General features: G+C 64.3%; 15 protein-coding genes and 1 pseudogene. 7 read left to right on the forward strand and 9 right to left on the reverse strand.

Translation table 11 applies throughout. From position 1 onward, the window contains the following. The first annotated feature begins 256 nt into the window (after positions 1-256). Positions 257-1,243 (forward strand): Gfo/Idh/MocA family protein, encoded by a 987-nt coding sequence (locus USDA257_RS29980; protein ID WP_014766743.1) that lies wholly within the window; start codon positions 257-259, stop codon positions 1,241-1,243. 52 nt (positions 1,244-1,295) lie between these two features. Here the strand turns inward: USDA257_RS29980 and USDA257_RS29985 are convergent, their stop codons facing one another. Continuing rightward, positions 1,296-1,703, reverse strand: coding sequence for a hypothetical protein (locus USDA257_RS29985; RefSeq protein ID WP_014766744.1), 408 nt, complete (start codon positions 1,701-1,703; stop codon positions 1,296-1,298). Between the two features lie 123 nt (positions 1,704-1,826). Here USDA257_RS29985 and USDA257_RS29990 point away from each other — a divergent pair. From USDA257_RS29990 to USDA257_RS30000, 3 genes and pseudogenes are all read left to right on the forward strand, one after another. Further along, positions 1,827-2,631 (forward strand): annotated as a pseudogene (locus tag USDA257_RS29990) (helix-turn-helix domain-containing protein). Between the two features lie 49 nt (positions 2,632-2,680). Beyond that, positions 2,681-4,264 (forward strand): exodeoxyribonuclease VII large subunit, encoded by a 1,584-nt coding sequence (gene xseA, locus USDA257_RS29995; protein ID WP_014766745.1) that lies wholly within the window; start codon positions 2,681-2,683, stop codon positions 4,262-4,264. Positions 4,265-4,278: 14 nt separating this feature from the next. Next, entirely contained in the window at positions 4,279-4,866 is a 588-nt protein-coding gene (locus tag USDA257_RS30000) for an NAD(P)H-dependent oxidoreductase (RefSeq protein ID WP_014766746.1), read from the forward strand. Between the two features lie 5 nt (positions 4,867-4,871). On the opposite strand, the gene USDA257_RS30005 is transcribed toward USDA257_RS30000, so the two are convergent. Continuing rightward, positions 4,872-5,369, reverse strand: coding sequence for a MarR family winged helix-turn-helix transcriptional regulator (locus tag USDA257_RS30005; protein WP_041415705.1), 498 nt, complete (start codon positions 5,367-5,369; stop codon positions 4,872-4,874). Between the two features lie 127 nt (positions 5,370-5,496). Between USDA257_RS30005 and USDA257_RS30010 the strand changes: the two genes are divergently transcribed. Further along, positions 5,497-6,372, forward strand: coding sequence for an EamA family transporter (locus USDA257_RS30010; protein ID WP_041415707.1), 876 nt, complete (start codon positions 5,497-5,499; stop codon positions 6,370-6,372). Positions 6,373-6,430: 58 nt separating this feature from the next. On the opposite strand, the gene USDA257_RS30015 is transcribed toward USDA257_RS30010, so the two are convergent. Both USDA257_RS30015 and USDA257_RS30020 read right to left on the reverse strand, forming a co-directional pair. Continuing rightward, positions 6,431-7,687 carry an aminopeptidase gene (locus USDA257_RS30015; RefSeq protein WP_014766749.1) on the reverse strand — a complete coding sequence of 419 codons (1,257 nt, stop codon included), beginning with the start codon at positions 7,685-7,687 and terminating at the stop codon, positions 6,431-6,433. An 84-nt stretch (positions 7,688-7,771) separates the two neighbouring features. Next, positions 7,772-8,458 carry a glutathione S-transferase family protein gene (locus tag USDA257_RS30020; protein WP_014766750.1) on the reverse strand — a complete coding sequence of 229 codons (687 nt, stop codon included), beginning with the start codon at positions 8,456-8,458 and terminating at the stop codon, positions 7,772-7,774. An 84-nt stretch (positions 8,459-8,542) separates the two neighbouring features. Here USDA257_RS30020 and USDA257_RS30025 point away from each other — a divergent pair, with 84 nt between their 5' ends. After that, entirely contained in the window at positions 8,543-8,998 is a 456-nt protein-coding gene (locus tag USDA257_RS30025; protein ID WP_041414856.1) for a MarR family winged helix-turn-helix transcriptional regulator, read from the forward strand. 5 nt (positions 8,999-9,003) lie between these two features. Here USDA257_RS30025 and ybaK read toward each other — a convergent pair whose 3' ends face one another. The 4 genes from ybaK to tatA form a co-directional block, all read right to left on the reverse strand. After that, positions 9,004-9,477 carry a Cys-tRNA(Pro) deacylase gene (gene ybaK, locus USDA257_RS30030; protein WP_014766752.1) on the reverse strand — a complete coding sequence of 158 codons (474 nt, stop codon included), beginning with the start codon at positions 9,475-9,477 and terminating at the stop codon, positions 9,004-9,006. 5 nt (positions 9,478-9,482) lie between these two features. Continuing rightward, positions 9,483-9,833 carry an ArsC family reductase gene (locus USDA257_RS30035; RefSeq protein ID WP_041414857.1) on the reverse strand — a complete coding sequence of 117 codons (351 nt, stop codon included), beginning with the start codon at positions 9,831-9,833 and terminating at the stop codon, positions 9,483-9,485. A 78-nt stretch (positions 9,834-9,911) separates the two neighbouring features. Next, the gene (locus tag USDA257_RS30040; RefSeq protein WP_014766754.1) at positions 9,912-10,550 is read right to left on the reverse strand and encodes a YitT family protein; all 639 of its coding nucleotides are present in this window, start codon (positions 10,548-10,550) and stop codon (positions 9,912-9,914) included. A 14-nt stretch (positions 10,551-10,564) separates the two neighbouring features. After that, positions 10,565-11,734 (reverse strand): tyrosine aminotransferase, encoded by a 1,170-nt coding sequence (tatA, locus tag USDA257_RS30045; protein ID WP_014766755.1) that lies wholly within the window; start codon positions 11,732-11,734, stop codon positions 10,565-10,567. Positions 11,735-11,945: 211 nt separating this feature from the next. Between tatA and USDA257_RS30050 the strand changes: the two genes are divergently transcribed. Beyond that, positions 11,946-12,410 (forward strand): Lrp/AsnC family transcriptional regulator, encoded by a 465-nt coding sequence (locus tag USDA257_RS30050; protein ID WP_014766756.1) that lies wholly within the window; start codon positions 11,946-11,948, stop codon positions 12,408-12,410. A gap of 35 nt (positions 12,411-12,445) precedes the next feature. Here USDA257_RS30050 and USDA257_RS30055 read toward each other — a convergent pair whose 3' ends face one another. Further along, positions 12,446-13,507: a succinylglutamate desuccinylase/aspartoacylase family protein gene (locus USDA257_RS30055; protein ID WP_041414858.1), complete on the reverse strand. Its 1,062-nt coding sequence runs from the start codon at positions 13,505-13,507 to the stop codon at positions 12,446-12,448. Positions 13,508-13,617: the final 110 nt, after the last annotated feature.

Below are 13,617 nucleotides of genomic sequence, written 5' to 3' on the forward strand. Positions count from 1 at the left end.
GCTCCGCGGTTGAATGAAGACAAGCTGCGATCGGGAGGATTGCCGGGGAAACATAGGTCAGTTCCCTGCCGATGACACCCGCCGGCTTGGTTTTTCTGGTCGGTTCAAGCCTTGCTAGGCACATACCTCGGCGATAGTCTCGGCGCCGCCCTGGTCGTGCGATGGATAAATCCGGACGCGACCGATCCCCACACAGGTGCGGGCCGAGGGAGCCCCTGCACTTCTTCGCGAGTCCGCTCTAACAGGAGACTGCCCCATGCTGCGTTTCGGAATTCTGTCGACGGCCAGGATCGGCCGCGAACTGGTCGTGCCCGCCATCCAGGACGCGGAGAACTGTGTCGTTTCGGCAATTGCCAGCCGCGACCACGCCAAGGCGCGTGCCATGGCCGACCGCTTCTCGGTGCCGCATGCTTTCGGCTCCTATGAAGAGATGCTCGCCTCGGACGTGATCGACGCCGTCTATATTCCGCTCCCGACGTCGCAACACGTGGAATGGGCGATCAAGGCCGCCGATGCCGGCAAGCATGTTCTGTGCGAGAAACCGCTGGCGCTGAAGGCTGAGGAAATCGACGCCGTGATCGCGGCGCGCGATCGCAACAGGGTGCTGGTTTCGGAAGCCTATATGGTGACCTACAGCCCGGTCTGGCGGAAAGTGCGCTCGCTCCTCGCCGAGGGTGCCATCGGCAAGCTGCGCCATGTCCAGGGCGCCTTCACCTATTACAACCGCGATCCCGGCAACATGCGCAACGTTCCGGCGCTCGGCGGTGGCGGCCTGCCTGACATCGGTGTCTATCCGGCGATCACCACCCGGTTCACCACCGGCAAGGAGCCGCTGCGTGTCCAGGCCAATACCGACCGCGATCCGGAATTCGGCACCGACATCTATTCGAGCGTGCGCGCCGACTTCGACGATTTCGAACTGAGCTTCTACATCTCCACCCAGCTCGCCGCCCGCCAGGTCATGGTCTTCCATGGCGACCAGGGCTATATCGAGGTGAAGTCGCCCTTCAATGCGGATCGCTACGGCCGCGAGGAGGTGGAACTCACCAACCAGAATCACGCCCAGGCGCAGCTTTTCCGCTTCCAGGATGCCCGCCAGTACAAGCTCGAGGCGGAAGCCTTCGCGCGTGCGGCGAAGGGCGAGGCGGAAGAGGTGGTGACGCTCGAGAGCTCGCGCCTCAATCAGAAGTTCATCGACGCGATCTATCGCGCCAGCGACAAAGATGGCTGGGAAACGGTCTGAGGCCCGCTGAAAAGACGGCCCGCCAAACGGCGGGCCGGCGCATTTTGAGGACCTAAGCAGCCCTCGTGCCCACCTGGGCGGCCCCCTTCAGCTTCAGGAAGAGAAAGTCGGCGACGCCGACCATCGCCACGACGATCAGCCCGATCCCCATTGCCGACAGCGACGCATAGGCGAGGGCGATGATGACGAGGCTCGCGATCTGCCAAAGAATATCGCCGGCAATGCTGATCCGTACCGCCAGCGCGTTCGGGCCCCCCTTTCTCGCCCAGGCGAGGTGGAAAGCGCCCCAGAGCAGCAGGCCGATACCGAGCACGCCGACGACCTCCGGCGCAACAGCGGGGCCGACGAGCGCCGCCAGTGGCTGCGCGTCGACGATCAGGACCGTGCCGGCGATGAGCGAGAAGATGCCGTCGGCGAGGAACGTCTTGTTGAGAAGCGAGCGGTTGGAAAAATCGAGCATGTCTGTCTCCTTTGTCGATGGAGCAATGCTGGCCTGTCGTGATCATCATTCCAATTACCTCGGAGGTAATGGATTTCGCGCCACATTCGGCCCATTCTTGCCGCGCAACGAAGGAAGGCATCGATGGAATTCGGCAGTCACTTGAAGGAATGGCGCGGTCATCGCCGCATGAGCCAGCTTGATCTGGCGACCGCTGCCGGCATTTCCACTCGCCATCTCTCCTTCCTCGAGACGGGCCGTTCGCGGCCGACCGAGGGGATGATCCTGCGGCTCGCCTCGGTGCTCGATATTCCCGCCCGCGACCAGGGCTCGCTCTTTTCCGCCGCTGGCTATCGGCCGCGGATGGCGATGCGCCCCGCCGCCGGACTGGATGCGATGCCGCCCGCCGTCGCCAGTGCGATCCGCCTGATGCTGGACCGACATGATCCGTACCCGGCCTTGTCCTCGATCATCAGTACACGGTGCTTTTGACCAATCCGGCCTTCGCGGGGGGCTTGTCGAGGCTACCGATGTTCCGCTCAGTCCGGGCCAGAACTTCCTTGACGGCTTCCTTGGCTCCGAAAGCGTCCGTACCCTCGTCGTGAATTGGGAGGCCGCTGCCGCCGACCTTGTCCAGAGGGTCCGCATGGAGGCCTGGCTGCAGGGGCCGCGCAGTCCGCTGCAGCGCCGGCTCGACCGGCTCGCCGCAGAACCGGCTGTCGTCAAGGCAATCGACAATCATCCTGCCACCGATCGTTTGCCGGTGCTGCCGATCGAACTGCGCTTCGGGGAAGCGGAATTGCGCTTCATCACGACGCTCTCGACCTTCGGTTCGACCCAGGACGCGCTGGTGGAGGGCGTGCTGATCGAATCCTTCTTCCCGGCCGACGAGGCGACTCGGTGTTTTTTCGAGAAGGCGACCTCTCCCGGCCGGAAAAACCGTAGATAGGCGGCGTCTCGCTGCTGATCTTCTGCCTCCGGTCGGCTACAAAGGGCGTATGACCTCGTTCTTCGATTCCGATTCTCAGTCCAATGTCGCCGAATATTCGGTGTCGGAACTGTCCGGCTCGATCAAGCGTACGCTCGAGCAGGCCTTCGATCATGTCCGGGTACGCGGCGAGATCTCCGGTTATCGCGGGCCACATTCCTCCGGCCATGCCTATTTCGCGCTGAAGGATGATCGCGCCCGGATGGAGGCGGTGATCTGGAAGGGCACGTTCGCACGGCTGAAATTCCGCCCGGAAGAAGGCATGGAGGTCATCGCGACCGGCCGGGTGACGACTTTCCCCGGTTCGTCGAAATACCAGATCGTCATCGATTCGCTCGAACCGGCCGGCGCCGGCGCGCTGATGGCGCTCATCGAAGAGCGTAAGCGCAAGCTTGCTGCAGAGGGCCTCTTCGACGCAACACGGAAGCGGCCGCTTCCCTTCATGCCGAAAGTGATCGGCGTCGTGACCTCGCCGACGGGCGCGGTTATCCGCGACATCCTGCACCGCATCGCCGACCGCTTTCCGGTTCATGTGGTCGTCTGGCCCGTGCGTGTCCAGGGCGACGGGGCGTGCGACGAGATCACGGCGGCGATCCGCGGCTTCAATTCTCTCGATGCAGACGGACCAATCCCGCGCCCCGACGTGCTGATCGTGGCGCGCGGCGGCGGCAGCCTTGAGGATCTCTGGTGTTTCAACGACGAGGCGGTGGTGCGTGCTGCGGCGGCCTCCACCATTCCGCTGATCTCGGCCGTCGGCCATGAGACGGACTGGACGCTGATCGACTATGCCTCCGACCAGCGGGCGCCGACGCCAACGGGCGCTGCCGAAATGGCGGTGCCGGTGAAGGCTGACCTCGAGGCGCAGGTCGCCAATCTTTCCGCCCGGCTGCAGGTGGGTGCGACGCGGCAGATGGATCACCGGCGCCACGCGCTTCGGGCGCTGGCCCGGGCGCTGCCGTCGCTCGATCAGTTGCTCGCCTTGCCAAGAAGACGTTTCGACGAGGCGGCCGCCGGGCTCGGCCGCGGCCTGCAGATGAACACCGCCAACAAGCGCCGCAGCTTCGAGCGCATCGCGGCGCACCTGCGATCCGAGCTGCTGACGACGAAGATCCGCGAACATCGGCGGCATCTCCTCGAAGCCATGAACAAGGCCGAACGCTGCGTGGAACGTCAGATCGACCGGCGCCAGGCGCGCATTTCGTCCGCCGACGCATCGCTTCGAGCCCTGCCGTCGCGTCTCCTCGGCCAGATCCATCGTGCATCGGACCGCATTGCCGGCTTGAGCGCCCGGACCGATGGAGCCATGGCCGCCGAGATGCGCCGGCTGAAAGGCGCGCTCGCGGCGCAGGATCGCGTGCTGCAATCGCTTTCCTATCGCAACGTGCTGCAGCGCGGCTTCGCGCTGGTGCGCGATGCCGCAGGCGAGCCGGTCAAACAGGCGGCGGTGGTGACGCCAGGCATGGCGCTGTCGCTCGAATTCGCCGACGGCAACGTCGCGGCGGTCGCGGGCGAGGGCGGGTCGGCCCCGACCCAGGCGCCGAAGAAGCGTCCGGCGCGGCCGGCCGATCCGACGAAGCAGGGTAGCTTGTTTTAAAAAAGGGCGGCCGGATGCGTATTCTGTTGGTGTTCGCCCACCCGCTCGAGGACAGTTTTGCGGCGAGCACCGCGCGGGCCGCCAAGGAGGTTCTGGAAGGCCGCGGCCACGTCGTCGATCTGCTCGACCTCTATCGCGAGGGCTTCGATCCACGGCTGACTGCAGCGGAGCGCGACAGCTATTTCATGGAGCGATATGACGCATCCGAGGTCTCTGGCTGGATCGACCGGCTGAAGGCGGCGGACGGGATCGTGCTCGTCTTTCCGCAATGGTTCAATTTCCCTGCGATCCTCAAGGGCTTCTTCGACCGGGTCTTCGCGCCGGGGGTCGCTTTCGAGCACGACCCGGCGGGCGGACGCATCATCCCGCGCCTTACCAACATCAAGCTCTTTTGGGCGCTGACGACCACCGGCTCGCCCTGGTGGGTCGTGCATCTCTACATGGGCAATCCGGTGCATCGCCTGCTCAAGCGCGGCATCGCCGCCTTCTGCAGCAAAAGCGTCCAGTTCCGGATGATCAACCTGCACGACCTGGACAGGGCAACCGACGCAAAGCGCAAGCGTCACCTCGAGCGGGTGCGCGCCTTGGTGAGCCGTATCTGATCAGCTCATTCGAATGTCGCAAGAAATTTCCTGAGCAGCGCGTCGAGCGCACTCCGTTCCTCGGGCTCAAGGCCTGCGATTAGGCGCTGCTGGTTGGCGACGTGGGCGGCCGCCGCGGCATCGATGCGCTTCAAGCCCTCCGGCGTCAACGCGATGATCACGCCGCGCCGGTCTTCGGGATTGTCCAGCCGCTCGACGAGGCCTGCTCTTTCGAGTTGGTCGAGGCGGTTGGTCATGGTGCCGGAGGTCACCATTGTCGCCGCAAGCAATTCGCCGGGCGAAAGTTGAAAGGGCGGTCCGGAGCGGCGGAGCGTCGCCAGCACGTCGAAACTTGCCGATGTGAGATCGTGTTCGGCGAAGACCGTTTCCTGCTCCCGAGCGATATGGGCCCTGAGCCGCGCCAAGCGCCCGAGGGGACCCATGGCGGAGATGTCCAGCTCCGGCCGCTCGCTGCGCCACTGTGCCAGAATCTTGTCCACGTGGTCCTGATCGCCGTGTTTCATGTGCACCCATGGCCTGACCGGCGGAGCCGCTCGCGCCTTTGTCATGGCTCTAATAGACCGATATCTTGACGTCAAGATAGTTTCCATTTACGGTTATCTTGATATCAAGATTCTTGAGATGAAGAAAATGCGGACACAAAACTTGGACATTGCCCTTACGGCCATAGCCCCGGCGATCTGGGGTAGTACCTATCTGGTTACCACCGAATTCCTGCCCGCCGGCTACCCGTTGACCGTGGCAATGCTGAGAGCCCTGCCGGCCGGCCTCCCACTGCTGCTCGTCGTCCGGCAGTTGCCGACGGGCATCTGGTGGCTGCGCAGCTTTCTGCTCGGCGCACTCAACTTTTCTTTCTTTTGGGCGATGCTGTTCGTCTCCGCCTACCGCCTTCCGGGCGGTGTTGCCGCGACGGTCGGCGCCATCCAGCCGCTGATTGTCGTGCTGCTGTCGCGGCTCGTTCTTGGTTCGCCGGTCCGAGTGCTGAGCATCCTTGCCGGCGTGGCGGGCATGGCCGGGGTCGCGCTGCTGGTGTTGACCCCGGGGGCCGCACTCGATCCTCTCGGCGTCGCGGCGGGCCTCGCAGGCGCCGTCTCCATGGCTTTCGGTACGGTGCTCAGCCGGCATTGGGCGCCGCCTGTCTCGCCGCTGACCTTCACCGCCTGGCAATTGGCGGCCGGCGGCCTTCTCCTCGTTCCTGTAGCTCTATTCTTCGAGCCCTCCCTGCCATCGCTCACCGCATCGAACCTGATGGGTTTCGCCTACCTCGGCCTGATCGGCGCCGCCTTCACCTATCTCCTCTGGTTCCGCGGTCTCTCACGCCTGGAACCGTCGCAGGTCTCGCCGCTCGGCTTCCTCAGCCCTGTGGTGGCAATCCTGCTCGGCTGGGGAGTACTCGGCCAACAGATGGCGGGAATACAAACGCTGGGAATCGTCGTCGTCTTTGCCAGCGTCTGGATGAGCCAGCAGGCGCAGATGGCGCGTCGCCCTGCGCCCGTCCGCGCCTAGCCGCTTGGCAGGGGCCGCTGCCGCGGCAGTTCATGCCGCGGCATAGGTCATTGATTGCTTAGGCCCATTCGCCCTGGCGCATGACCGCCACGCGGCTGCCGTCGGCGCGCACGCCATCGATGTCGACCTCACCGGAGCCGATCATCCAGTCGATATGGATGAGGCTCGAATTGCCGCCCTGGGCGCGGATTTGCTCCTCGCTGAGGCCGGCGCCGTCGAGGAAGCACTTCGAATAGCACTGGCCGAGAGCGATGTGGCACGACGCGTTTTCGTCGAAGAGCGTGTTGTAGAAGAGGATGCCGGAGGCCGAGATCGGCGAGGAATGCGGCACCAGCGCCACTTCGCCGAGCCGGCGCGCCCCCTCGTCGGTGTCGAGCACCTTCTTCAGCACTTCCTCGCCGCGCGAGGCCTTGGCCTCAACGATGCGGCCGCCTTCGAAGCGTACCTGGATATTGTCGATCAACGTGCCCTGGTGCGACAGCGGCTTGGTGCTCGATACATGCCCCTCGACGCGCAGCGCATGCGGCGTCGTGAAGACCTCCTCGGTCGGAATGTTCGGATTGCAGGTGATGCCGTTCTTGGCGGTCGAGGCGCCGCCGTGCCATTCGTGGCCATCCGCAAGCCCGACCATCAGGTCGGTGCCCGGACCCGTGAAATGCAGCGCCGCGAAGCGCTCTTCGTTCAGCCAGGCCGAACGCCGGCGGAGGTTGGCATTGTGCTCGTTCCAGGCGGCGATCGGGTCGTCGACGTCGACGCGGGAAGCGGCGAAGATCGCGTTTGCCAGCTTCTCGACGGCGATCGCTTCCGGATCGTCCGGAAAGACTTGGCTCGCCCAGGATGGGTTCGGATAGGAGACGATGTTCCAGTTGATGTCGAAATTGGAGATCTTTTCGAGCGCCGGCTTGTAGGCGATCGAATTGGCCCTGTTGGCGCGTGCCACCTTCTGCGGATCCTGCGACGAAAGCAGCATCGGGTTGTCGCCGGCGATCGCCAGCCGCGCCGCGCCGCCGGCAAACGCCTTTGCCATGCCCTCGTAGAGCCAGTCGCTAGCGCGGTCGAAACTCTCGTCCGGCGCATGGGCGTAGCGGGCGAGCGTCGCCTCCTCGTCGGCATAGAAGGTCGTCACCAGTCCGGCGCCGGCTTTGTAGGCATGCTGGGTGATCAGACGCACGAGCGGCAGCGCGGCGACCGGCGCGGTCATCACCAGGTCCTGGCCGCGCTGCAGCTGCAAGCCGATCTTGACGGCGACCTCGGCGAGTTTTTCGAGCTTGGCGGTATCGACGGGATTTCTGGCCGACTGGAGGGGGGCGTTCATGGCAGCTCCTGTTCTTCTTCCTGCGGGTGTCATGCGGTTTTAAACCGCTTCCCGCAAAAACAGAAGGCTCTGCGATCCCCCAAATCAGGCGGCGATCTTTCCCGTCTTGAGTAAGGCTGCGTCGTGCTTCCTGAGGAACGCCATCAGCCGCTCGGCGTAATCGTCGGTGACCGCCGCCTTGACGCTCGGCCGTGCTGCCAGAGCCTTGCGCCAGGCGCTGACGCGCGGCAGGCCGTCGAAGATGCCGTGCTCCGCGATCGAGTCGAATACGTCGAAATAGCGGAAGATCGGCGCGAAGACGGCGTCGACAAGGCTGAAATCGGCTCCGGCAAAATAGGGACCGTCGCCGAGTTCCGCCTCGACGGTCGAAAACTTCGTCTTGAGCGTGTTCCGCTTGGCTTCGAGCGTCTCGCCGTCCTGCGTCGTCTCGTAGACCCAGAGGTCGGCAAGAACGGAGGAGCCGAATTCTATCCAGCCGCGGTGGCGGGCCCTGGTCAGAGGATCGGCCGGGTGGAGTTTCGCGCCGCCTTGCGTCTCTTCGAGATATTCGCAGATCACCGTGCTTTCGAAGAGGATCGCCTCGCCTTCTTCCTGCGGAATGCGCAGCAGCGGCACCTTGCCGAGTGGCGAAATCTGCAGGAACCAGTCGGGCTTGTTCGCAAGGTCGATAAACGCACGCTCGAAGGGAATGCCTTTTTCGTGAAGCGCAGTCGCGGCCCGTTGGACGTAGGGGCAGAGGTGATGGCTGATCAGGGTGAGAGGCGCGGTCATCGGGGTCTCCGCTGTTTGAGAAAGTAGATGTAATTGCATATATAATGCCTTGCTAAATCCGTCAATATAGATGTAATTGCATCTATGAAGGAAAAGGGCGTATCAGAGCGAACCGTGCCGACTTCGGCGACCACCGAGGCGTGGGTAGGTCTCATGCGGGCGCAGCGGCGTGTGCTTGCCGCAATCGAACAGGACATCAAGACGGCAGGACTGCCGCCGCTCGGCTGGTACGACGTACTCTGGGAATTGGTGCGGGCCGAAGCCGGCCGGCTGCGCCCGTTCGAGGTCGAAGCCCGGACGCTGCTCGCCCAATACAATCTCTCCCGACTGATCGATCGGCTGGAAAGGGAGGGCTTGGTGCGCCGCGAGGCCTATGACGAGGACGCCCGCGGCTGCTGGGTCGTCGTCACCGAGGCTGGGAGGGCGATGCGGGCCCGCATGTGGGAAACCTATTCGCGGTCGATCGAGAGGCATGTCGGCGCAAAGCTCAGCGAGCCGCAGGCAAAGGCGCTCACCGCGCTGCTTTCACGCCTGTCCTGAGGCGGTCAGGCGATCAGTGAAGCGGCAATCGCCTTGAGCACAGCCTGCGCATCCTTCGGGTCAAGCCGCACCTGCAGCCCGCGCTGGCCGCCATTGATGAAGACCAGCACTTCGCCGAGCGCCGCTTCCTCAATCGCCGTCGGCACGAGCTTTTTCTGGCCGAAGGGGCTGATACCGCCGACGTGATAGCCGGTCAGCCGCTCGGCGTCGGCCGGTTTCATCATGCTCGCCGACTTGCCGCCGAAGGCGGCGGCGAGCTTCTTCATGCTGACTTCCCGGTCGGAGGGCACGACGCAGCAGACCGGCTTGCCGTCCACCTCCGCCATCAGCGTCTTCAGCACGCGGGATGGTTTCTCGCCAAGCGCCTCCGCCGCCTGCAATCCGACCCGTTCGGCACCCGGATCGTAATCATAGCTGTGCAGCGTGAAGGAGATGCCGGCCTTTGTCAGCGTCTGCGTGGCGCGGGTCGTCTTGGACATGGGAGCTAGGCGCCGAACTCGGCTTCGTAGAGCCCGGGCTTGAAGCCGACGAGCAGCTTGCCCTCGGTCTCCAAGACTGGCCGCTTGATCATCGACGGCTGCTTGAGCATCAATGCGATCGCCTTTTCGGCGGTCAGATTCTGCTTCTCGCCGTCGGCCAGGTTGCGGAAGGTCATGCCCTGGCGGTTGAGGACCGTCTCCCAGCCGAGCACGGCGCACCAGCGCTCGAGGCTTGCGCGGTCGATGCCCTCGGATTTGTAGTCGTGGAACCGGTAGGTCGTGCCGCGGCCGTCGAGCCAGCCGCGCGCCTTCTTCATCGTGTCGCAGTTCTTGATGCCGTAGATCGTGACCGTCATTGCCGAATCTCTTCCGTCAAAATCGGCATCACACATAGCCGTGCACCGTCCCGGAGAAAAGCCCGGAACGTGGCAAACTCAGGTCACGCCGACATAGCGGCCGGGCTTGTGGTTGATCGCAAGCGTCATGTTGACGACGATGGCGCCGACGACCGACAGGAGCAGATTGGCCGGCGGCAGCACGAAGACGGCGGCCGCGAGGATTGCGAGATCGACGCCGAGCTGGAAATAGCCGGCGCGGATTGCCCATCTCTCCTGCAGGTAGATCGCCAGGATATTGATTCCGCCGAGCCCGGTGCGGTGACGGAAGAGAATGAGCAGGCCCATCCCCATCAATGCGCCGCCGATGATAGCGGCATAGAGCGGATCGAGTCGCGCAAAATCCACCCATTCTGCGGTCAGGCGGGAGAAGAGTGAGACGAGGCTGACCGCAACGAAGGTGCGCAGCGCGAAGAGCCAGCCGAGGCGCTTCACTGCCAGAATGTAAAAGGGCAGGTTGACGAGCGAGAAGGCGAGCCAGAAGGCGGCACCGGTCGCATATTGCAGCAGTAAAGCGAGGCCGGCGGTGCTGCCGGTGATGAGCATGGCCTTGCCATAGATGACGACGCCGAGCGCCATGATCAGCGTGCCCGTCACGATCGCGAGCACGTCCTCGTAGATCCGGTGCCGCTCGGCGGGGGCTGTGGCACCGGCATTGGTCTTTTCGTCGACCTTCATATTGGAGAATCCGATCAGAGGCTGGTGAATTTCTGGACGACGTCGGCGACCTCCGCCGTCTTCAGCCCGGCAATATTGATGCGGCCCGAGCCCGGCATGTAGAGGCCGTGTTCGGTCCTGAGCCGCATGACCTCGGCCTCAGTCAGCGGCAGCATCGAGAACATGCCCTCCTGGTCGGCGACTGCCCCGAGGCTCTGCCAGCGGGACCTCAGCCCTTCGGCGAGCGCCCGGCGGATGCCGGTCATGCGCAGCCGCATGCCTTCCAGTTCGTCGGCCCAGTCGCGGGCAAGCTCGGGATCGGAAAGGATCGTACGCACCACGGCCGCGCCGTGGTCCGGCGGCATGGAATAGCTGATGCGGGCAAGGCCGGCGAGGTTCGAGCGCACCGTGTCGGCAGACGACGGCGATGTCGTCACGGCAAAGATCGCGCCGGTGCGCTCGCGATAGAGGCCGAAAGATTTCGAGCAGGAAACCGCCGCGAGCGCTTCTGGAACGACGCCGATCAGGTGCCGGAGGCCAGCGACGTCCTGGTCGAGGCCGCGGCCAAAACCCTGATAGGCGAGATCGACGAGCGGCAGCAGGCCGCGCTCGGCGACGAGGGCCGCGATTTCCATCCATTGGGGTCCGGTCAACACGCCGCCGGTCGGGTTGTGGCAGCTCGCATGCAGGAGCACGGCATCGCCGGCCGCAGCACCTTCGAGAGCGCTGACGACATTGTCGAAGATGACCGATTGCGACGGAATGTCGAAGAAGTCGTAGGTGCCGATCTCGAGCCCCGCCGCCTTGAAGATCGGCGCGTGGTTGGGCCAGCTCGGCAGGCCGAGCCAGATCCTCCGGCCGCCCATGCGGTGAATGAGGTCGGCCGCCAGGCGAAGCGCGCCGGAGCCGCCGGGGGTCTGCACGCCGGCCACATGGCTGCGCTCGACCGTGTCGCCGCCGACGAGACGCCAAAGGTGATCGAGGAACACCAGGTCTCCCTCGGGGCCGACATAGGCCTTGGTGTCCTGGGTTTCGAGAAGCCGCTTTTCCGCCGCCTTGACGGCGCGGAAGATCGGCGTGCGCCCGGTTTCGTCCCGATAGACACCGACGCCGAGATCCACCTTGCCGGGGCGTTCGTCCTTGCGGAACAGGCCGATCAGGGCCAGCAACGGATCGTCGGGTTGGCGGGCGAGGGCGTCGAACATGCTGGAATTCCCTTTGGGTTTGAGAAATCGATCGATAGTCGTCTTGAGGCGGCCGAAAGGCAAGCTGCACCAGTGGCTTGCCGGTTTCCTCTGTAGAACAAGCCTGCCGCAAAATCGACGATATAATTGCCCGATTTTGTTGCTGCCTATGCGCATTTTTGCGGTAGAATGGCAGAAACTGCATCAATTTTGCTGAAGCCTGGGGAGTCGCTTGGAAATCGAACGAACGGAACTGGATGCGACCGACCGGCGGATCATCAGGCTGCTGATCGAAGATGCGTCGCGCAGCAACAACGAGCTTGCTGCCAAAGTGGGGCTGTCGCCGGCGCCGCTGTCGCGGCGGCTGGCACGACTCTACGCGGCCGGCGTCATCCGCCAGACGGTCGTCGTCGACCCGAAGGCGCTGGGAATCGGCTTCCAGGCCTTTGTGGAGGTGACGCTGGAACGCACCGCCAGCAAGGTCGGGCAACGATTCATCGAGCTGGTGTCGCGCATGCCGGAGGTGGTCGAATGCCACACGGTCGCCGGCGATTTCGACTTCCTGCTGAAGATCGCGGTGCGCGATGTCGCGGATTACAAGCGCCTGCTCTGGAGCGAGTTCGAGCAGATCGCCGAAATCAAGACATTGCGCTCGACCATTCTGCTCGACAGCTCGAAAATACAGGCCGCGCCATAGTCGCGGAAAGCCCGTCGCGTGCCGCCATTGATACGTTACGCCTCCAGCGTGCCCGGCTTGCGGCTCGCGCGCGACGGCTCGGCGCAGGCGATCTTCATGAGATCGGCGCGCCGGCGCCCGAAGCGGGTCGAGACGCGGGTGACGATCAGACCGTCCTGCGGCGCCCGGACCTCCATCGCGCCATCCGTCATGCCGGGCTTCACGAGGATCGTCGCCAGCAGGTCGCCTGCCTTGACGCGCTCGCCGACGTCGCCGTGGAACAGGATCGCGCCTGCTTCCGGCGTGCGGATCATCTCGATATTGTCGAGCGGCGCGACGATGCCGCCGAAGGCCGGAAAGAATTGGCTTTCCGCCACGACGACGCCGCGCCCGGCGAGGAAACGGTAGAGTCCCTCGGCATCCTTGCGCGCCAGTTCCGGAGAGACGTCGCGGGTGCCGCGAAGCTCGACCGTGACCGAGAGCCGCCCCGGCAGGGAAGTATTCCTCTCCCCGGCGCTCGCGTGCTTCCAGGCATGGGCAACGGCCTCTTCGAAGGCGGAGCTTTCGCCGTCGGAGAGGAACACCGCTTGCATGTCGAGTGCGGCGGCGAGATCCGAAGCCTCCGGCCAGAAGGCCTCGTCGATATAGGCATACTGCAGCCCCTCGTCGTCGCAATGGAGATCGAGCACCAGTTCGGCGCCGAGGGCCATGGAGAGGAGATGCCGCTTCAGTCGGTCGACCGCCGAATGCCGGTCGAGATCATCGATGAGACCGCCACGCTCGCCAAGCACAATCAAGGGAAAATCGCGGTTGAAATTGGTGCGGGTGCCGAGATCGAACCGACCCTGCAACTCGCCGAATTGCGACTGCGCCGCGCCGATCGGGTTCGCCTGTGGAACGACGGTAATGTCGCCGAGGATGCCGCCTTCGCTCTCGGCCTGCCGCAGCTTCTCCATAAGGAAATGCAGCAGCGCCGTGCCCGGCAGTTCGTTGGCGTGCAGCGCCGCCTGAAGATAAGTCGCCGGCGCCTCCGGCTTCGTTCCCTTGAATCGGAACACCGGCAACCGCCATTCCAGACCCGGTGTGTCGCCGGCGATGATGATGTCGGAAATTTCCACGTCTATCGTCCTGATGGATGCGGTGGGTTTTTCTTGCGGACGGATAGTACGGCGACAGCCAAACGGCAAGCGCCACGCCTGGGTCACGCCCCTTGGGCGCTCGACAGGTT

The sequence above is a fragment of the Sinorhizobium fredii USDA 257 genome (genome assembly GCF_000265205.3).
GTDB lineage: Bacteria > Pseudomonadota > Alphaproteobacteria > Rhizobiales > Rhizobiaceae > Sinorhizobium > Sinorhizobium fredii_B.

Excerpts from the sequence above, each read along its gene's own strand:
- USDA257_RS30005 (WP_041415705.1), bottom strand. The coding sequence starts at position 5,369 with ATGAAACACGGCGATCAGGACCACGTGGACAAGATTCTGGCACAGTGG.
- USDA257_RS30015 (WP_014766749.1), bottom strand. The coding sequence starts at position 7,687 with ATGAACGCCCCCCTCCAGTCGGCCAGAAATCCCGTCGATACCGCCAAG.
- USDA257_RS30020 (WP_014766750.1), bottom strand. The coding sequence starts at position 8,458 with ATGACCGCGCCTCTCACCCTGATCAGCCATCACCTCTGCCCCTACGTC.
- ybaK (WP_014766752.1), bottom strand. The coding sequence starts at position 9,477 with ATGTCCAAGACGACCCGCGCCACGCAGACGCTGACAAAGGCCGGCATC.
- USDA257_RS30035 (WP_041414857.1), bottom strand. The coding sequence starts at position 9,833 with ATGACGGTCACGATCTACGGCATCAAGAACTGCGACACGATGAAGAAG.
- tatA (WP_014766755.1), bottom strand. The coding sequence starts at position 11,734 with ATGTTCGACGCCCTCGCCCGCCAACCCGACGATCCGTTGCTGGCCCTG.
- USDA257_RS29985 (WP_014766744.1), bottom strand. The coding sequence starts at position 1,703 with ATGCTCGATTTTTCCAACCGCTCGCTTCTCAACAAGACGTTCCTCGCC.
- xseA (WP_014766745.1), top strand. The coding sequence starts at position 2,681 with ATGACCTCGTTCTTCGATTCCGATTCTCAGTCCAATGTCGCCGAATAT.
- USDA257_RS30000 (WP_014766746.1), top strand. The coding sequence starts at position 4,279 with ATGCGTATTCTGTTGGTGTTCGCCCACCCGCTCGAGGACAGTTTTGCG.
- USDA257_RS29980 (WP_014766743.1), top strand. The coding sequence starts at position 257 with ATGCTGCGTTTCGGAATTCTGTCGACGGCCAGGATCGGCCGCGAACTG.
- USDA257_RS30025 (WP_041414856.1), top strand. The coding sequence starts at position 8,543 with ATGAAGGAAAAGGGCGTATCAGAGCGAACCGTGCCGACTTCGGCGACC.
- USDA257_RS30040 (WP_014766754.1), bottom strand. The coding sequence starts at position 10,550 with ATGAAGGTCGACGAAAAGACCAATGCCGGTGCCACAGCCCCCGCCGAG.
- USDA257_RS30010 (WP_041415707.1), top strand. The coding sequence starts at position 5,497 with ATGCGGACACAAAACTTGGACATTGCCCTTACGGCCATAGCCCCGGCG.